The organism is Sulfolobus tengchongensis (assembly GCF_036967215.1).
GTDB lineage: Archaea > Thermoproteota > Thermoprotei_A > Sulfolobales > Sulfolobaceae > Saccharolobus > Saccharolobus tengchongensis_A.
Window position 1 is genome coordinate 932,269 of sequence record NZ_CP146016.1, and the last position, 19,248, is coordinate 951,516.

Below are 19,248 nucleotides of genomic sequence, written 5' to 3' on the forward strand. Positions count from 1 at the left end.
ATATTCGTAAGAAATGCTTATTTATTAATATTTTAAACTTTAACTGATGTCTAACAAAACGTTAACGGAAAAAATTTTAAGTAGAGCGTCTGGGAAGGATGTATCACCTGGAGATGTAATAGAAGCTAAGGTCGATATAGTTGCATTTCACGATTTAACTGGGTATCACGTTATTGAAGTAATGGAAAAAGCGAATATGATGAAGGTTTTTGATAAAAATAAGCTAGTAATAGCATTTGATCATCTAGCACCACCACCCGATGTGAGAAGTGCCGAAATACAAGGGTATATAAGAAAGTTCGTAAAGAGTGAAGGAATACCAAACTTCTATGATATAAATTACGGAATCTTGCATGAGGTACTAATAGAACAATATGCAAATCCCGGTCAGGTTATTTTAGCAGCAGATAGCCACACTACCACCTCTGGTGCTGTAGGAGCTTTTGCACAAGGTATGGGAGCTAGTGATATAGCTGCTGCAGTAATAACTGGAAAAACTTGGCTTGTAGTACCACAACCATTTAAGGTAGTGCTGGAGGGCAAACCAGCAAAATGGATAACAGGTAAGGATGTAGCATTAAAATTATTAGGTGACTTTAAGGCTGACTACTTTAATGGCATGTCTATAGAAATTTACGTTAAGGAGCCATTAAGCTTTCCAATGGATTATAGGGCTACAACATCAAATATGGGAATCGAAATGAACGCTGATGCTCTGATGTTTATACCAGATCAAGAAACCAAAAGGTATATCAAGGAGATGAGAGGATATGAGCCAGAATTAGTTACCCCAGATGAGGGTGCTAAATACGTCGATGAGTATACTATTCAATTAGACAAAATGGAACCATTAGTAGCAGCGCCACATAGTGTAGATAACGTGAAAGTTGTTAATGAATTAGAGGGAACTCCAGTAGATCAAGTTTACATAGGGTCTTGTACAAATGGGAGGCTAAGTGATTTTGAGATAGCTGCAAAGATTATGAAAGGAAAGAAGGTTAAGAGTAGGTGCATCGCAATCCCAGCATCATATAGGATGTTTAAAGAAGCTCTTGAGAGAGGATACATACAAACATTAGTGGATGCTGGATGTATTGTAACATATGGTACATGCGGTCCGTGTTTAGGTGGGCATTTCGGTATTGCTGGCCCTGGTGAAAATATAGTCTCAACTAGCTCAAGGAACTTTAAAGGAAGAATGGGAAGTAATGATGCAAAGGTTTACTTATCTGGTCCTGCTGTTGCCGCAATTAGTGCAATAGAGGGTAAAATTACTGATCCTAGGGTGATCTGAAATGATAATTGAAGGCCCTGTAATGAAATTTGGAGATAAAATAGATACGGATATCATAATTCCTGCTAGGTACTTAAAATACACGGATCCACAATATTTAGCCCAACATGCTATGGAACCTTTAGATCCGGAATTTTATAAGAAAGCGTCAAAAGGCGTTATAATAGTTGCTGGTAAAGTATTTGGAATGGGTTCTTCTAGAGAACAAGCTGCTATAGCTCTAAAAGCTGCGGGAGTTAAGGCTGTTATTGCGGAATCTTTTGCTAGAATATTTTATAGAAATGCCATAAATAATGGTTTGCCGGTAATAACGTTACCTAATGCTACCAAGGAGATTAATGAAAATACGTACGTTAAGGTTAATGTCGAAACTGGTGAAATCACAGTAGGAAATAAGGTCCTTAAGGGAAAGGGAATAACTGGTATGGCGTTAGAGATCTTGCAATCTGGGGGCATAATGGAATATTTAAAAAAGATGCAGACAGTTAACCGAAACTAAAAAGTTTATTTTTTAGTTTTTAAATAGAATTACTTGTGAAGTGGATTATTATCAGTCTACTCTCACTGGCATTTACAATTGTTGACTACAAGATAGGTTTAGAGGTTACGAGAATAACCTATGGGTATACTGTATATCAGCTCATGAACTCAATACCTTTTAACGTAATATATTTTTGCCTAATCTTTCTTGTGGAGCTAATAATTATGCGATCATTATTGAAAATTAGAAAAATCATTACTGTATTGAGATATAGGAAAAATAATTTAACAACATAATAACAATACGAAAAATGTGTCGAAAAGCTTTTAAGAATTTATAAAAAGAAAGAAAGACGGTGAAGCTGTTGGAAGAATCCTAGAGGCCTTGGAGATAGCTTATGCTTATCCTAATGGTTATCTAGTATTTGAAAATGTTAATCTATATACTAAGGATAGGGAACTTATTGCAATAGTTGGGCCATCTGGCGTAGGCAAATCCACATTATTAAGAGTATTGGGTGGATTTATTAAGCCGCTTAAGGGAGAAATCAGGCTACTTGGGAAAAGAATCACAGAGCCCACCCCTAAAATAGCATTAATTCACCAATCAATAGCTACTTTTCCTTGGCTTACTGCGTTAGAGAACGTTAAACTAGGTCTAAAATACAAAAAGTTATCGAAAGAAGAAGAAAATAAAGTAGCTAAGCATATGCTGGAAATAGTAGGACTTCAAGGCTTTGAGGATTTTTACCCTAAACAAATGAGTGGAGGTATGAGGCAAAGAATTGCAATAGCCAGAGCACTGGCTGCAAATCCATTAGTGCTACTAATGGATGAGCCTTTTTCACATTTAGATGAGTTAACTGCAGAAGGTTTGAGACAAGAAATTTACTCAATGCTATTTAATGAGGCAACTACGTTACATAGCGTAGTTTTAGTCTCTCATAACCTCAGTGAAGTTGTTGAATTAGCAGATAGAGTTTATGTTCTAAATGGCAGACCCGCATCAATAATAGGAGAGGTTGAAATTAAATTGGAAAGACCTAGAAATCCTAAAGATGAAGAATTTCAAGAGTACCTTGATGTGCTTTACGCACTTTTGACTCCAATAAAGAAGAGAGGCGAAGAAATGTGAATGAGCTCCTTTTAATGTTGTTAGCTTCATTAGCCTCGTTAGGAAGAGTATTTCTCACAATAGGTCTATCAATAGTAACTGGATGGTTTCTGGGATATTTAGCAATAAAGAATAAAGCCTTCGAAAATATTTATATCTCACTTATAGAGGTTTTTGAATCTGTTCCCGTAATTTCGTTCTTTCCCGTAGTTTTAATATTCTTCGTATACAGAATTGGAGGGTATTTGGGAATAGAGCTTGCGGTTGATTTCCTAGTTTTCACTGCAGTTGTGTGGAACATATGGATTGGAATATATCAAGCTTTCAAGACTATCCCGAACGATCTTTTAGAAGTTAGTGAAAATTTTAGATTTGGATTCTTGGGTAAGATGTCTAAATTGTACATTCCATATTCTTGGCCTAGAATTGCGGCAAATCTCATTCCTAGTTTTGCTGATGCTTTCTTTTACATTGCAGTAAGTGAGGTTTTTTCCATAGGCAGTACTGGATATCATGTATTTGGTATAGGCGCGTTAATAGCTGAATTCACTGCGCTACAAGAGTACAAACTAGCTCTAGAGGGACTGGGAATACTTGCGATCTTTGTAGGTTTATTCACGTACTTACTGAGACAATTTGCAAACTACACCGTATCAAGATATGGGCTAGATACTGAGGTAAAAGTCACTAGGAGAGGCAGAATAAGAGTAAGATATACTACTAGAATATCTAATACTATAGCACCATTTACCAAACTATCTAAATATGTGACAAGAATTGGCATCATTAGAAGTAGGACTACAGATGAAGAGGAAATTAGAAGAACATTGCCTTGGAGGTATTTAGGGATTTCAATTGCAGTGCTATTCTTAGGACTAATAATTTATGGTGCATTTTCAACTATATCTTCAGTGCCAGTAAGCGTATGGCGTTATTTAATTTCTACTACTCCTAATGACCTCTTGAATCTATTAATAGATTATATAAGAGTAATTTTCATAGCTGCTATTAGTTTGGTTTTCTCAATATTCTTAGGATATTTCATAGTCACCCATGAAAGAGTAGAAAAAGTATTAATACCTTTAATACAAACTTACGCCTCATTTCCCGCCCCAGCCTATTTTCCACTACTGTTCATAGCCACAATCAGTTTTATTCATAATGTGTTTGGAGACTGGACGACTGAGTTCTATGTAATACTTTTAGGTTTTATTTCTACCTTCTATTACGTATTTTACAGTTACTGGCTTGGTATAAAGAACATGCCTAATCAATATTGGGAAATAATGAAGAATTATAATTTCTCTTTTTGGCAAAAGCTGAGATATGTCATAATACCTTCTACCTTTCCATACATAATAGCCGGTGTTTCTAGTACTATTAATAGTGCATGGGGAGGGCTAGCAATAGGAGAATACTGGCAAAACATTTATGATGATTATACACTTCAAGTTAGACATGGAATAATGAAGAGTATAGCCGTAGCTACTGCAAATGGAAACATACCTCTTGCCTCATGGGATTCTCTCTTATTTGGAATAGTGGTAATAATATATTCAATATTCTTCACCAGAAAAATGATAGATCTGGCCAGGGAGAAGTACATAGCAGAGGAGGGAATTTATCTAGCATAATACTCAGCGTTCGCGCATCTCCTCACTTATCAGTTCCCGGATTCGTCATCCTCAACTATAACTAACGTTGATCATATTTAAATTTTCGCAATAGCCGGAACTTCAAACTGACTTCCTCATCACTACGAAGCGACCATAGTTCCCCTTATCGATTCGGAGTTACAACTCTCTTAAGTTGAGTCACGTTTTATGATGGTTTAATCTTATTGTTTCAAATAAAAACTAGAAGTAATAGTTTTGTAGGATAATTTTTAGGTTTACCGCAAAGAGTCAAGACTCTCTGTCCGCTATAGGAAGCTTATTATCCGCACCTCTGTAAATTATTTTAAAAAATTGAAAGCTAGAGCATATAAACGACTTTGTAATGAAAAATTTTTAAAAAAATCATAGGGCTCAAAATACTAGTGTTAAAAACTTTTAAACCAGTTCAACTATATTAGTATATCATGCCTCCTTTTAATAAAATTCTCGTTGCTAATCGAGGAGAAATCGCAATAAGAGTTATGAAAGCTATAAAGGAAATGGGGATGAAAGCCGTTGCCGTGTATTCTGATGCTGATAAGTATGCTCCGCATGTGAAATACGCAGATGAGGCTTACTGGATAGGTCCACCTCCAGCACTAGAGAGTTATTTAAATATTGAAAGAATAATAGACGTTGCCGAAAAAGCACATGTAGACGCCATTCACCCAGGCTATGGTTTTCTTTCTGAGAATGCTAAATTTGTAGAAGCTGTAGAAAAAGCGGGAATGACATTCATAGGGCCTTCCTCATTGGTAATGAATAGGATTAAAGACAAATTAGAGGGAAAAATGATAGCAAGAAAGGCAGGCGTACCCACATCTCCCGGTCCCCTTACACCAATTGAGAGTGTAGATGAGGCCTTAAAGGTAGCAAATGAAATAGGATATCCAATAATGCTAAAAGCTGCTGGAGGTGGTGCAGGCGTAGGTATAATAAGAGTTGATAATCCAAATGAGCTAGCCGAGGCTTTTGAAAGAAGTAAAAGGCTTGCTTATTCTGCCTTTGGCAGAGCGGAAATATATATAGAAAAGGCAGCTATAAAACCAAAACATATTGAAACCCAACTTATAGGAGACAAGTACGGAAATTACGTGGTAGCATTTGAAAGGGAATGTACGATTCAAAGAAGAAATCAGAAGTTAATTGAGGAGGCACCGTCACCTTCAATTACTGATGAGGAGAGAAAAGAGATCATCGAAGCCTCAATCAGGTTTGGAAAGGAAATCAATTACTTTACATTAGGTACAATGGAGTTCGTATTTTCACCTATTACTCGTGAATTTTACTTCTTAGAAATCAACAAGAGAGTGCAGGTAGAACATACAGTTACCGAATTGATTACTGGCATAGACTTAGTCAAATTACAAATAAGACTCGCAGCTGGCGAATATCTACCATTTTCACAAGAGGATCTGAGAATAAGAGGGCATGCAATACAGTTCAGGATCAATGCTGAAGATCCGTTAAGTAATTTCACTCCACAGTCTGGCTACATAACGTACTATAAGGAGCCTACAGGGCCCGGAATAAGAGTTGATAGTGGAATAGAAGCTGGTACGTGGGTCCCTCCATATTATGATCCTTTAGTATCTAAGTTAATAGTCTACGGTCAGAGTAGAGATTACGCTATCCAGGTTGGTTTAAGAGCGTTAAATGATTATAAAATAGGTGGCGTGAGAACTACAATACCTTTGTATAAATTGATCTTGCAAGATCCAGATTTTTGGGAAGGAAACTTTACTACTGCGTATATCTCTGAAAAGATAGATCATTTCACAAATATACTGAAGCAAGAACAAGAGGCACAAATTGCAATAGTAGCATCGTTATATAACAGAGGATTACTAAAGAGGAGGAAAGTTGAGGACAGACAGAAGGTTATTATAAATAGCCAGAAGAGTAACTGGAAGACATATGGCATTATTTCTCAATCGAGTCCAAGGGTGTTATGGTGATGAAGCTAATTAGAGTTCACACTGAATTAGGAGATGTTCACTTAGTGTCGTACGATAAAGTTGAGAACAATATTGATATAGTTAAGATAGGAGATAAGGAGTACGTAGTTAAATACCTAGGCCCCGGAACTAGGGAAAATGAATATCTATTTGAAATTGATGGTAAGAGATATTATGTCATTATGGAGTCAGATGGTACATTAGTATTTAACAACCAAGATTTTTTAAGACTAGATAGAATAACCGAGATTCCCATAAAAGAGGGAGAACGCGTAGAAGAAGTAATAAAAGGTAAAGAGGGCGAGGTAGTATCCCCATTGTTTGGAAGAGTAGTCAAAATTAGAGTAAAAGAAGGTGATGCAGTAAATAAAGGACAGCCACTGTTATCTATAGAGGCAATGAAAGCCGAAACAGTAATTTCAGCACCAATAGGCGGTATAGTCCAGAAAATTTTAGTGAAAGAAGGTCAAGGCGTTAAGAAAGGTGATATTCTAATCGTTATAAAGTGAATGTATCCCTCTTGGAGGTGAAACATATGGCTTTATATGAAAAACCGCCTATGGATAAATTAATAGAAGAGCTTAAGGTATTAAAGGAGAAAGTAAATAAAGGGGGAGGAGAGGAAAAGGTAAACTTCCAACATAGTAAGGGAAAGCTGACTGCTAGAGAAAGACTTCAACTACTTTTTGATGAGGGATCGTTTAGTGAGATCCTTACTTTTGCGACTACTAGGTCAACAGAATTTGGGTTAAATAAATTCTATGGGGACGGCGTAATAACAGGATGGGGAAAAATTGATGGTAGGCAAGTTTTTGCTTATGCCCAAGACTTTACAGTATTAGGAGGAAGCCTAGGAGAGACTCATGCTAGTAAAATAGTTAGAGTATATGAGCTGGCGTTAAAAGTAGGTGCACCAGTTATAGGGATAAATGATTCTGGAGGAGCGAGAATACAAGAAGGTGCGTTATCTTTAGAGGGATATGGAGCGGTATTTAAGATGAACGTAATGGCATCTGGAGTAATTCCGCAAATTACAATTATGGCAGGGCCCGCTGCCGGCGGCGCAGTATACTCTCCTGCATTAACTGATTTCATAATCATGATAAAAGGCGATGCTTATTACATGTTTGTTACCGGACCAGAGATAACCAAAGTGTCAATCGGTGAGGAGGTAAGTTATCAAGATTTAGGTGGTGCTATCGTCCATGCAACTAAATCTGGCGTAGTCCATTTCGTGGCAGAAAATGAACAAGATGCCATTAATATAGCTAAGAGGCTATTATCTTATTTGCCTTCAAACAATATGGAAGAGCCTCCGTATATGGATACTAATGATCAAGGTGAGAGAGAACTAAAAGGAGTGGAATCTATAGTACCAACGGATCCATTGAAACCATTTGATATAAGAGATCTAATATATAACTTAGTTGATAATGGTGAATTTCTAGAGGTACATAAGTTATGGGCGCAAAATATTACTGTGGGATTTGGACGAATTAACGGAAATGTTGTAGGTATTGTGGCTAATAATTCTGCGTATTATGGAGGAGCTATAGATGTTGATGCCGCAGATAAGGCAGCGAGATTTATTAGATTTTGCGATGCATTCAACATACCATTAATCAGTCTGGTAGACACCCCTGGGTATGTTCCGGGAACCGACCAAGAATATAGGGGGATAATAAGGCACGGTGCAAAAATGTTATATGCCTTTGCAGAAGCAACTGTACCGAAGATTACAGTTATTGTGAGAAGGTCTTATGGTGGCGCTCATATTGCTATGAGTATAAAGAGTTTAGGTGCTGACTTAGTATACGCTTGGCCCTCGGCTGAAATAGCGGTTACTGGGCCAGAAGGTGCTGTAAGAATATTATACAGGAAGGATCTACAAAATGCACAAAATCCAGAAGATCTACTAAAGGAAAAAATCTCTGAATACAGAAAACTATTTGCTAATCCTTATTGGGCTGCAGAGAAAGGTTTAATAGACGACGTTATTGAGCCTAAAGATACTAGAAAGATTATATCGAGAGCCCTAGAAATTCTAAAAAACAAGAGAGAGTTTAGATATCCTAAGAAACATGGGAATATACCACTATGAAGAGAGTGCTAACGACTAACATTTATATTCTTTTTAACTATGTCTCGCATGCGTGAAAAACTGGGATTGAGAATTACTCAAATAAATGTTATCCTTGAAAAAATTACCACTATTTTCTCTTTTTATGTGAATATAAACGATAAATCATAAAAACGCAACTAATGTATGGAAAACCTAATTTAACGTTATGAGGAATTAGATTCGTTTCCTGCATATTAATTCTTCGCAATCCTTAAGTTGCACTTCTTGGCCTAAAGCCAAGAGTATTATTCTTAGCTTTTTTAACGTTTCACAATTATCTCTTACGACAAATGTTTGACCATTTTCAAGATTAATGAAATCTATTAAGTAGTCTTGCAGCTTCTTGGACAACTTTTTCACCAAGTTTAGAACCTAATAAGCTTTTTACCTTCTCTGGATTCATTATTACATCACCTAATCCCTTAATACCATTGTTATACAATAACCTTGCTCTCTTTCTGCCTATACCGCTTATTTGAACCAATTCTAATAACTCCTCTTTAATACCGTCCTTAACCCTTGAGTTCAAGATTCTAAGCTTATCATAATGATCCTCTAATTTTAGCTCTTTAGACAATTGGTACGCACTATAAGTTAACCAGTCCATGGTCTCAACAATGTTCCTTAAATCCCCAGATCCTATATTATACTTACCTAATATGGTATCTTCATCGACTTCCTCTATCCAATCTTTTATGATTAAAGCGACCTTCAGGGCATTTATGTATAAGGATTGCTCATCTTCCTCATAAGGCTCATCTATTAATAGTTCGCAGTCCAAATCTTCAACAATTTCAGTTAATTCTTCTTCTTCATTACTACTAACGGATACTAATGGACCATCCGGAGTGTATGCTAATAGATGAAAATACGCTATATCACAAGCTGATTTATGATCCTCTAATCCTTTCCTTACTATATCTGCAGTGAAAGGATTTATGTACAAATCAGCTACTCTTTTTCCAAAATTGGTTAATGTTAAAATATCTCCTTGCTCTTTAATGAAGGAATGGTCTGTTAACCAGTTTATTGCCCTATCGAAATATATGTCAACCAGTGATCTAGGAAGTAATGACTCATAGGCGAATTTAGCTAATTCCTTTTCACTCATATCCCCTTCAGCTGAGAGAAGGCCCAGTAAGAACGTATAAAAGGCTCTTTCACTACCTAGTTTAGATTCAATAGGTTCGACACTAGATAATATATATTTCTTAAATACTCTATCTGCATTTTCTTTATCTCTGACTATAATTATCGCTTCTCCAATATCGTCATAACCGGGCCTTCCTGCTCTTCCGCTCATTTGTTTATATTCCATAACCGGAATTTCCTCCTGAAATCCCGCAATCCTTTTGTTGAATCTGTATATATCTCCTATTATTACCGTCCTGGCAGGCAGATTGACTCCAGCAGCCAAAGTTGGTGTGGCAACTATCACTTTTATCTTTCTTTGCCTAAAGGCCTCCTCGATTACATCCCTTAATGACTTGGACAATCCAGCATGATGATAGGCGATACCTTTACTTATTAATGATTTAAGCTCCTCCTTTTCATTACTACCTCCCTCTTCAATGTCATCTAACTGTTTTACAACTTCAGCTAAGCCTTTTTCATCAAGGTTAATGAAATTCATGTAATTCGCAATCTTATAGGCAGTACTTTCAGCCATTCTCCTAGAATTTCTAAAAACTAAGACCTGACCATTTCTACTAAGGCTATCTAATGTATAAGCTATTATTGGATCATCGCCAATAACCTTCTTAGTAGTATTATCCTTGAAAATAACCGTGTACTCTTTTTTCTTCTTCTTTTCTGGATACATAACCCCTTCTATAAGGGGGACGGGTCTCCAGTTTGTGGCTACTGCCTCTGCATTTAACCACTTCCCTATTTGTTTATAATTACTTATCGTCGCACTTAATGCCAATAGATTTTTCCTTTTAGCTCTTATTGCTACGCTTTCTACTACTGGTCCCCTTTCTGGATCATTCAAATAGTGTAACTCGTCTAGTACAAAATAATTAACCTCATTAAGCCAATTGGGTCTATGACGCCATAATGAGTCCAGTTTTTCATATGTGGTTACTATAATATCATAGTTTTTTAACCACGCGTCGTCTGTATCGTAATCTCCAGAGGTCATAGCTACCTTAAATCCTATCTTTTCCCAATCCTTAAATGTTGTATATTTTTCATTTGTTAAAGCCCTTAGGGGGGTTACATATACGGCCTTACCTCCCTTTTTTAGGAGAAAAGAAATCATTCCAAGCTCTGCTATTAACGTTTTACCAGAACCAGTTGGTGAGGTAAGTAAAAGCCTATTTCCATCTAATAACCCCTTTTTAACGGCTTCAGTTTGTGGTGGATTAAGCTTAGATATTCCCCTATTTCTTAGAATTTCAATTGCTTCCTTGGGCAATTGTAAATCGTCTATTAGCATCCACTCTAACTCCACACTCATAAAATCACTTTACTTCTTATAAATGGCTTTTAAGCTCTATTGCCCTATTTTCCGAGGGAAGCCCTATTAAAAAGTTTCCAATCTCTAACTTAAGTATATAAGTATAACTGCCGGAAGCTCAATGGAAATGTTTATGTACTTATATTATATACTATTTTTGATCTGCATGACATCTTTAAAGAAGGCCGACAATAATATGATTAATGATAATATCATTGAATTCGAACTGGATATGACGGGGACAACTACGATATCTTTCAAACTTGAGGAGGACCTCGTTAATAAGATTGATGAGATATACAAAGTTTTAGGATATGCTAACAGAAGCGATTTTATAAGGGATGCTATAATCCACTATTTAGGGTATTTAAAGAAAAATGATAACACAAACTCAAAGCATTCTTAATTTTATATTATTTATTACTGGATTAATATCATGCTATATTATAGGGGCTAATAACAATGCTACGTCATTAGGTATATTGTTTGCAACAAATGCAATAAAAAGAAAACATGCATATATTCTAAATATGATTTCTATTTTAGTTGGTGTAATAGTAGGCAGTTTAACTATGCTACATAGCGTCTATGGAATAATATCAGGGAATGAATTATATGTCATTATAGAAATCTTGACTGCTTTATTGTCTTCAATCATAACGTTTTATTATTTGAATAAATCTGGAATTCCATCTTCGTTAAGTCAAACTTTTTACCCTTCTATTGCTATATTAACCTTAATATCACGAGGTTTGATAAAGTTAGATTGGGTCAAATTTTGGATAATAGTAAGTTCATGGATAATATCGCCCGTAGTTGCAATTGGTATCTCCCTTCTCCTATATACAATGTTGAATAGGCTGATAAAATCGGAAACCCATATCATTCGACAGATTGTTATATATAAGAATTTAATAGTGATAGCATCCGCTTTCACTTCATTTATAGTAGGAGCGAACGCAATAGGAATTATAGTATCATCAGCTTTGATAGCTGAACCAATTTATATTATATTGCCACTGTATGGAGTGGCTTCAGCTATAGGGGTTTTAACTAGCCAAAGGATTGCAATTAGAGTGGGATTTCGTATAACTAAGTTAGGATATCTAGGAGCTTCGTCTGCAATAATAGGGAGTAATATAATAAACGAAATATTTACTCTCTTTGGAATACCATTATCCATAACTCAAACCATAGTAGGTGGAATAATAGGACTTAGCTTTAGAAGTTTTACATCAGATGTTAGAAAACAAGTAAATCAGATATTTAGAAGCTGGTCAACATCTCCTGTTTTCTCAATAATCTTATCATTAGCAATTTTTGGAGTAATAAAAAGTATATTAGGCCTTTAACGTTGCGTAGAAAACTTCTATACTTAACGTGGCATCCTCCAATGAATCTAAGATATCATCTATGAATAGGATTATATCTTTCATTTGTAATATACTTATGATATCGACCTCCTTCTCTATCTCGTAAAGCCTTTGTAAGAGAGCGTCTTTAATATCGTCACCTTCTCTCTCCATAGCTTGTATTTCCCTACCTATCTTTAACGCTGCTTCCATGTCGGAACTTAAATATCTAGACAACTCGTGAATTTTAACTGTTGCCTCATTAACTAATGCTAAGTAAGTGTTCAACATTTCCGCTAATACATTCATGCATTTAGGATCTATTTTTCTAGAACCTAAAGCCCTTGCTGCGTCCTTCACCGAACTTAGTGTATTAAAAAGGGCCTGTGTTAACATCACCATAGACTCTTTAAAGTCCGGTAAGAAAGCTTCACCATAAAGCGTTGAAAGTATTTCTTCACGTATAATCTCAGCTTTTTCATGAAGAGATTTTATTTTGATTAAATGTGTTGGAATTTGATCATAACTACCTCTCCTTACATATTCCATTTCACTTTGCAGAATTTTCACTGCCTCACCTATAAGCTCAGTAGTATACGTTAATCTTTCAAACACTTCTTCTTCTTTATTGTTAAATCTTAGCTTAAACATGTCTATGAAGTATATCTTTAAAGATAGGTATTTAAGAACTACCATCTACTCAGCGTTAATAAATTACCCTTGTCTCATTTCCAATAACATAAAAGTTTCAGTTTGAAGAAAAATTAATCTATTCTCTGTTCTTAGCTAATTCCTTTAACTTTCTTAACGCGAACTCTTTATCTTTCTCCTCCATCTTAGCTTTAGTTATAAAGTCTTCTAAAGTATATATAACCTCCCATGCTACTCTTCTATTTACTGGGTAAGGTATTCCATCTTTCCCCCCAATTGCGAGAGCGTATTTGAATGGATCATATGGATAATTTACTGGGTCATTATAGGATGGAGGCTCATTATATATTAAATCAGCAATTAGGTAGAGTGCTCTAGCGGTAGAAGGACCTAAACCGTTAATCAAGGCTTCTTCGAATGTAAGTGGTTTAGTCTCATAAATTTCATTTAAAACCTGTTGAATTCTGTTGACATCTACGGGCTTCATATACACTAATCTAGCTTCCTTAGATACGAAAGCTATTGATCCGCCCTTTATCCACATATCTAGAGTTGCCTGTCCATTAAGAAGAGCTTTAGCCTTATTATACAGAGATATAATTTTGCTTGGATTTTCCCTTAGTAAATCTAATAAAAGTTTTCTTGTCTTATCTCTATCCTTTTCTATAACATTAACAACAGTATTGCTTTTAACACCTGCAATAGCAGAGTGAGGTTCCACTACGAAATTATCAGTTTCCTTCCAATGATACCTCCTAGCGAATTTAGTCTCAACATTCATTCCTTGTTGAACTATACTCCATTTACCATCCTCAGTTAAGAGAAGAGAGTGATGATAAAGTTGATGGCCATCTTGAACTAACGTAGTATCTACTTTTGCTACAATTTTACTTATCCTTTTAATTTTATTTTTATCTATGTCAAAAGGCAATCTATCTATTTCCTCTGGAACTTTTAAAGCATTTTTTCCTTTTCCGCCAAGTACTGCAAACCCATGATTTTTAGGATCAATAACGTCCTTTAAAATGCCTAAAGTCACAGTAGTGGAACCAGATGAGTCCCAATCCATACCGATGACATTATTAAATGCTTGAAACCATAGAGGATTTGAAAATCTCTCTACAACTTTTTGAGGTCCCCATTCTATAAGCATAACCTCAATTATGGCTTTTGATAATCGTCTCATAATAGGTATTAGCCAAGCAGGAACATGACCAGTATGTAAAGGAAGATCTGCGATTCCTTCAACTTCCATATTTTATAAGTTTAGAAGGAAAGGTATATATGTGCTTATTATCTCGACTTCAGACATACACTCGCCAAAGTATTTGAATGAATTCTTTCTAGCCTTAAGGGATATTATAGATATTAAAGCTGACTTAGCAATATTGGCGGGTGATCTAGTAGAGAGGGGGTATTACCAACATTTCAGTCCAATATACGAGGCCTTAAAAAAGAGAGTAAAGCACATAATATCCACGTTTGGAAATGAGGATTTTGTAGAAAATAGAAAGTATTATAGAGAAAAATACAGTGATATAATTTGGCTAGAAGACGATAAGACAGAAATTGATGTCGGTGGGCGGAAAATTCTGATAGTTGGCAGTGAAGGTGTTTTGGAAAAACCCACCGTTTGGCAAGCTAGTAATGGCGTAGATGAGAATTTTTACATGAGGAGACTAGAAAAAATTACTGAAATGATTTGCAATTCCAAGGCAGACATTAAAATTCTAGTGACACACTACGCTAGTACATTTCAAACAGTATTTGGCGAGCGAAAAAGTGTTTATCCATATCTAGGATATAGAGTGATAGAAGAATTATCGTTAAAGGGAAAAGAATGTCTGCCCAATATAGCACTTCACGGTCATGCTCACTTTGCCAAAAGAACTTTTTCCTTAGTTAAAAACGTTAGAGTATACAATGTAGCATTACCTGCAAATAAGAGGTTAGTAACAATACAGACTCTTCTTTAATAAAGCGAAACATTCTTTTTGTCCTTGCTATTATCTTGATATTTATTAAAACCTATTTCTAAAATTGTGTTCTGCACAACCTTTGAAACCCAATTTAACATTGGACCTTTAACTCCAAGCTTATTAAGAAATCTATATATTAGTGGTACTTTTAATTGAGCACCTGCTGCCAATGGATGCCCTCCACCTCCTAACTTAACTGCAAACTGCCTTACGTCAATATCCCTACTTCTAAAAGATATGCTTTTACCATTAGCTGAAGCAAACACTGAAGCACCAGTCCTTGTCATTAAAAATTGTGATGCATAACTAATATCTGGGGGACCTTTCCATCTAACTGCGACTACTACTTTTTGCCCATCAACGTTTATTAGTTTATAGCTTTTCATAACCTTTTTATATCCCTCCAATTCTTTCGAAACTACTTCCTCTAGTATTTTATCGAAGGTCTCATTCCATAATATTCCATTAAAGAAAATTTTTATTAATTCATTTTTCCATGAGAAATCCTTATTATTCTCAACTATTCTCCTAAGCTTCTCTCCCATGGGATCATTATGAAGCCATATGTCAACTGAACAATCCGCAGATGCTAATTTTCTAGAGAATTCATCATTAGGGTTCTTATATTTATATATAACTCCTGCACCGCATGTAGAAGTATCATGATATACGTTAACTCCTATTTTTCTTAACTCATCTTTCCATTCTTCTTTCCATACATGATGATCAAACCACTCTATCTTAGCTCCTTGATCTATAAGCCTTTTCAGCTCACTTATAATATTATTAAAAGTACTAGCATTTATTCCTAGATCAGCTATCATGATATTATACACTCCTCTAAGCTCCAATGATCCTAAAAGTGAATGTAATTTATTTGGTTCTGTAAAGAAGGTAGTCTTAGGTAATGAACCTACTGCTCTAGCATATACTGCAGCAGACGCAGTACCGTCGAAGTCATTATGAACAATAGCGTAATATTCCAACTTTTATCTACCTTTCAAACTTAATACCTGCTGAATTAGTTACCTTACCCTTATATAAAAAGTCAACTTGTCTTAATGTTGCGTAATAGTCAAACTCGGTTATTGCCGATATTGAATCCTTAGGTATTATTACATTATACCACCTTAATGCTGCACTACCTGCAGTATGTAGCACACAAATATTTGCTACAGTGCCAGTAATTACAGTATTTTTGATGTTTTTCACTCTAAGGATATAATCTAAAGATGTCTCAAAAAATGCATCATATCTATATTTCTTTACTATGAAATCTTCTTTTTCTGGCTTTAGTTCCTCTACTATCTCAGCCCCCCAAGTTCCTGCCAACGCGTGTTCACCCCATATCTTAAACTCTGGATCATCCTTCATGTGCCAATCTTGAGTATATACTATCAACACACCAGCGTTTCTAGCTTTATTTACTAGTTCCTTTATAAATGGTATTGTATTTTCAGCAGTAGGAACTACTAATTTACCATTTTTTCTCACAAAATCATTTTGCATATCTACAATTATTAGTGCAGTATTAGTGGGATCTAAGATAACTTCATTATATTCTGGGATAGTGGGGACTTCAATTTTCATAAACTAAGATATTACATACTCATTTTTATTCCTTTTTTAACTTCTTAGTAAGCATATCAGCTATTTTTAAGACTTTAGGATATCCTCTTCTTCCAAGATCTATACAATCTTGCAGATCAACCTTATTCCCTGGACTGTAAAAGAATCTACCAAATTTCACCCCAACTTTCTGTCCACCTAGATAGACGTAAACTATATCACCTTCCGTAATCAATTCTCCTGCAAGCCTTGACTTTGCTACGCCAATCGTAGGAAAATCTAAAAGAACTCCAATAACTGTAGCTATTCCACTCTTTCTTGGATGAGCTAATCCATGACCATCTACTAAAAGTAAATCACATTCCAGTCCCTCTATTGCTTTCATCATTATAGGTGCTTCTCTCATAAAGAGAAAACCCGGAATATAGGGGAAACTAACCTCGCCACTATATGATTTATACTGATACTCTTCAGTACTTACATCCATGCTAACAGCTACTGAAAATCCTATATTTCCCTTATATGCTACATCTACACCGCAAATTCTCTTAATCTTCTCAATACCATAATGCTCAATATTTATATTCCTAGATATAAGAAACTGCAATTTTTCTAGAAATTCGAGTAGATGTTTCTCAACCAATCCTTTCTCATCCCTTCCACTCGTAATAGAAACATTTCCTGTTCATACGATCCTACTGCACCAGGCCTCACAGACCTTACTTCATCAATTGCAGAGCTAGCGTCCAAACCTTCAATTAAAATTAGATAACTAGCTAAAATTGTACCAGTTCTGCCTAACCCACCTATACAATGAACTAAATTTCCTTCTTTTTCGCTTAATAACCATCTCATGATTGTAATAAACTGAGAATCAGTAGGAATCCCTCCATCTGGAATAGGCACGTGAAGATACTTAAAGCCATGGCTCTTAAGTGTTGATAGATAGTATTCCTTATCCCCCCAACTTTCTTCAATCTCCCAATCTTCTGGTAATACTAGTATTCTTTTCACGCCCTCTTTTTTCCACTCTAAGATTTCATTTACAGTATATGGTATACTAGACCCACCTATTACTTTTTTCCTAACCCAGTACATTTCTCATCACACTATCCATCAGGAGATCCGCTGAGCTTCACAGATCAATTTAAAATTTTGTAAGAGAATATTTAAGATTATGGTAAGTAGGATATCCAGTGGAATACCAGACTTCGATAAACTAATACAAGGTGGGATACCTCAAGGATTCTTTGTAGCGCTTACGGGAGAACCGGGTACCGGCAAGACGATATTTTCATTACACTTCGTATCACAAGGATTGAGAGATGGGGATCCTTGTATTTATGTAACAACTGAAGAAAGTAGAGATTCAATAATCAGACAGGCTAAACAATTCAATTGGGATTTCGATGAATATATAGAAAAGAAATTGATAATTATCGATGCGTTAATGAAGGAAAAGGAGGATCAGTGGTCACTTGTAAATCTCTCCCCGGATGAGTTAGTGAACAAAATAATAGAAGCTAAGCAGAAGTTAGGCTATGGTAAAGCTCGATTAGTAATAGATTCTGTAAGCGCATTATTCTTAGATAAACCCGCAATGGCTAGAAAAATAAGCTATTATCTTAAGAGAGTTCTAAATAAATGGAATTTTACAATATATGCGACATCACAATATGCCATAACCACATCACAAGCTTTTGGATTTGGTGTAGAGCATGTTGCCGATGGGATAATAAGATTTAGACGGCTAATAAGAAATGGCGAATTACATAGATATATATTGATTGAGAAAATGAGGCAAACTGATCACGATAAGCATGTATGGGAAATAGACATTGTGAATGGGAAAGGAATCGTTCTAAAGGGCAGGTTGGATGAGAGGAGAGAGGATTACGCGTTACCGGAGAAAGTAAAAAGACGTATCATAGAAAGCAACGAGAAAGTTGAGAATGAATTGAAATGAAGGTTACTTCTTACAGGCCATTAGAAAATTCTTAAATATATCAATTCCCTTCTCAGTATGTTTCACTTCAGGGTGAAATTGAACTCCAAATATCGTATTATCAGAATTTACCATGGCTTGAACTCTAGCATTACTACTACTAGCTAGTATTCTAAAGTTAGGTGGTGGTTCAACTACCTCATCAGTGTGACTTTCCCAAACGTTAATTTGGGGTGGGAAACCTTTAAGAATAGTATCCTCTTCAAATATATTTATTCTAGTAAGCCCATACTCTGGATTTAAAGCCTTCCTTACAATACCACCTAGTACATGCGCAATTAGTTGATGTCCTAAACATATACCTAAGATCGGAACTTTCAACTCCTTTATATAAAGCGGTGAGTTTCCCATTTTTTGTATTTCAGAGGCTACCGAATAGGGACCTCCACTAAATATGACACAATCAAATTTCTTCATGTATTCTACCGGTTTATCTGGAATTACGGCTTCTATGTCAGACCCTAAGTACTTGACGTTTTTTAATATTAAGTGATTATACTGTCCCCCATAATAAACTAAACCTACTTTCACATCAAAAAATAACTTTTTGAATATTTAAAAATGCTGATCAGACTTTTAGGCTACATCACTAGTTCAGAGCCGTCACC

21 protein-coding genes are annotated in these 19,248 nt (G+C 35.7%); 12 read left to right on the plus strand and 9 right to left on the minus strand.

Annotation, left to right across the window (positions count from 1 at the left end):
* Positions 1-46: 46 nt before the first annotated feature.
* The 8 genes from V6M85_RS04195 to V6M85_RS04230 all read left to right on the plus strand — a co-directional run bounded on the left by V6M85_RS04195 (position 47) and on the right by V6M85_RS04230 (position 8,602).
* Positions 47-1,294 (plus strand): 3-isopropylmalate dehydratase large subunit, encoded by a 1,248-nt coding sequence (locus tag V6M85_RS04195; protein ID WP_338603375.1) that lies wholly within the window; start codon positions 47-49, stop codon positions 1,292-1,294.
* A 1-nt stretch (position 1,295) separates the two neighbouring features.
* Entirely contained in the window at positions 1,296-1,793 is a 498-nt protein-coding gene (locus tag V6M85_RS04200) for a 3-isopropylmalate dehydratase small subunit (RefSeq protein ID WP_338603378.1), read from the plus strand.
* 35 nt (positions 1,794-1,828) lie between these two features.
* Positions 1,829-2,071 carry a hypothetical protein gene (locus V6M85_RS04205; protein WP_338603381.1) on the plus strand — a complete coding sequence of 81 codons (243 nt, stop codon included), beginning with the start codon at positions 1,829-1,831 and terminating at the stop codon, positions 2,069-2,071.
* A gap of 94 nt (positions 2,072-2,165) precedes the next feature.
* The gene (locus V6M85_RS04210) at positions 2,166-2,909 is read left to right on the plus strand and encodes an ABC transporter ATP-binding protein (RefSeq protein WP_338604591.1); all 744 of its coding nucleotides are present in this window, start codon (positions 2,166-2,168) and stop codon (positions 2,907-2,909) included.
* Complete coding sequence (locus V6M85_RS04215; RefSeq protein WP_338603384.1) at positions 2,906-4,522, plus strand: ABC transporter permease subunit; 1,617 nt, start codon at positions 2,906-2,908, stop codon at positions 4,520-4,522. Before V6M85_RS04210 ends, V6M85_RS04215 begins: the two co-directional genes overlap by 4 nt.
* Before the next feature lie 446 nt (positions 4,523-4,968).
* Complete coding sequence (locus V6M85_RS04220) at positions 4,969-6,501, plus strand: acetyl-CoA carboxylase biotin carboxylase subunit (RefSeq protein ID WP_338603387.1); 1,533 nt, start codon at positions 4,969-4,971, stop codon at positions 6,499-6,501.
* Positions 6,495-7,010: a biotin/lipoyl-containing protein gene (locus V6M85_RS04225; protein ID WP_422398117.1), complete on the plus strand. Its 516-nt coding sequence runs from the start codon at positions 6,495-6,497 to the stop codon at positions 7,008-7,010. Before V6M85_RS04220 ends, V6M85_RS04225 begins: the two co-directional genes overlap by 7 nt.
* Positions 7,011-7,036: 26 nt before the next feature.
* On the plus strand, positions 7,037-8,602 hold the full coding sequence (locus tag V6M85_RS04230) for an acyl-CoA carboxylase subunit beta (protein ID WP_338603393.1): 1,566 nt from the start codon (positions 7,037-7,039) through the stop codon (positions 8,600-8,602).
* A gap of 195 nt (positions 8,603-8,797) precedes the next feature.
* On the opposite strand, the gene V6M85_RS04235 is transcribed toward V6M85_RS04230, so the two are convergent.
* Together V6M85_RS04235 and hel308 are read right to left on the minus strand one after the other, a co-directional pair.
* Positions 8,798-8,983: a hypothetical protein gene (locus tag V6M85_RS04235; RefSeq protein ID WP_338603395.1), complete on the minus strand. Its 186-nt coding sequence runs from the start codon at positions 8,981-8,983 to the stop codon at positions 8,798-8,800.
* Positions 8,934-11,084, minus strand: a complete 2,151-nt coding sequence (gene hel308, locus V6M85_RS04240; RefSeq protein WP_338603398.1) for an ATP-dependent DNA helicase Hel308 — start codon at positions 11,082-11,084, stop codon at positions 8,934-8,936. The genes V6M85_RS04235 and hel308 overlap by 50 nt, the downstream gene beginning before the upstream one ends.
* 127 nt (positions 11,085-11,211) lie before the next feature.
* Between hel308 and V6M85_RS04245 the strand changes: the two genes are divergently transcribed.
* Positions 11,212-11,490, plus strand: a complete 279-nt coding sequence (locus V6M85_RS04245) for a ribbon-helix-helix domain-containing protein (RefSeq protein WP_338603400.1) — start codon at positions 11,212-11,214, stop codon at positions 11,488-11,490.
* Positions 11,462-12,436, plus strand: coding sequence for an inorganic phosphate transporter (locus V6M85_RS04250; protein ID WP_338603403.1), 975 nt, complete (start codon positions 11,462-11,464; stop codon positions 12,434-12,436). Before V6M85_RS04245 ends, V6M85_RS04250 begins: the two co-directional genes overlap by 29 nt.
* Here V6M85_RS04250 and V6M85_RS04255 read toward each other — a convergent pair.
* Both V6M85_RS04255 and V6M85_RS04260 read right to left on the minus strand, forming a co-directional pair.
* Positions 12,425-13,087 (minus strand): DUF47 domain-containing protein, encoded by a 663-nt coding sequence (locus tag V6M85_RS04255; protein WP_338604594.1) that lies wholly within the window; start codon positions 13,085-13,087, stop codon positions 12,425-12,427. The genes V6M85_RS04250 and V6M85_RS04255 overlap by 12 nt on opposite strands.
* Before the next feature lie 118 nt (positions 13,088-13,205).
* Positions 13,206-14,342, minus strand: coding sequence for a DUF763 domain-containing protein (locus tag V6M85_RS04260; RefSeq protein ID WP_338603406.1), 1,137 nt, complete (start codon positions 14,340-14,342; stop codon positions 13,206-13,208).
* A gap of 31 nt (positions 14,343-14,373) precedes the next feature.
* Between V6M85_RS04260 and V6M85_RS04265 the strand changes: the two genes are divergently transcribed.
* Positions 14,374-15,063, plus strand: a complete 690-nt coding sequence (locus tag V6M85_RS04265) for a metallophosphoesterase family protein (protein WP_338603409.1) — start codon at positions 14,374-14,376, stop codon at positions 15,061-15,063.
* On the opposite strand, the gene V6M85_RS04270 is transcribed toward V6M85_RS04265, so the two are convergent.
* From V6M85_RS04270 to V6M85_RS04285, 4 genes are read right to left on the minus strand one after another with little or no spacing between them, the layout of a single operon-like run.
* Positions 15,060-16,052: a DHH family phosphoesterase gene (locus V6M85_RS04270; RefSeq protein WP_338603412.1), complete on the minus strand. Its 993-nt coding sequence runs from the start codon at positions 16,050-16,052 to the stop codon at positions 15,060-15,062. The genes V6M85_RS04265 and V6M85_RS04270 overlap by 4 nt on opposite strands.
* A 7-nt stretch (positions 16,053-16,059) precedes the next feature.
* Positions 16,060-16,656, minus strand: a complete 597-nt coding sequence (locus V6M85_RS04275) for an isochorismatase family cysteine hydrolase (RefSeq protein WP_338603415.1) — start codon at positions 16,654-16,656, stop codon at positions 16,060-16,062.
* Positions 16,657-16,681: 25 nt separating this feature from the next.
* Entirely contained in the window at positions 16,682-17,278 is a 597-nt protein-coding gene (locus tag V6M85_RS04280) for an endonuclease V (RefSeq protein ID WP_338603418.1), read from the minus strand.
* Complete coding sequence (locus V6M85_RS04285) at positions 17,248-17,733, minus strand: dual specificity protein phosphatase family protein (protein WP_338603420.1); 486 nt, start codon at positions 17,731-17,733, stop codon at positions 17,248-17,250. Before V6M85_RS04285 ends, V6M85_RS04280 begins: the two co-directional genes overlap by 31 nt.
* A 79-nt stretch (positions 17,734-17,812) precedes the next feature.
* Between V6M85_RS04285 and V6M85_RS04290 the strand changes: the two genes are divergently transcribed.
* Positions 17,813-18,601 carry a KaiC domain-containing protein gene (locus V6M85_RS04290; RefSeq protein WP_338603422.1) on the plus strand — a complete coding sequence of 263 codons (789 nt, stop codon included), beginning with the start codon at positions 17,813-17,815 and terminating at the stop codon, positions 18,599-18,601.
* A 3-nt stretch (positions 18,602-18,604) separates the two neighbouring features.
* Here the strand turns inward: V6M85_RS04290 and V6M85_RS04295 are convergent, their stop codons facing one another.
* Positions 18,605-19,171 carry a GMP synthase subunit A gene (locus tag V6M85_RS04295; protein WP_338603425.1) on the minus strand — a complete coding sequence of 189 codons (567 nt, stop codon included), beginning with the start codon at positions 19,169-19,171 and terminating at the stop codon, positions 18,605-18,607.
* Positions 19,172-19,248: the final 77 nt, after the last annotated feature.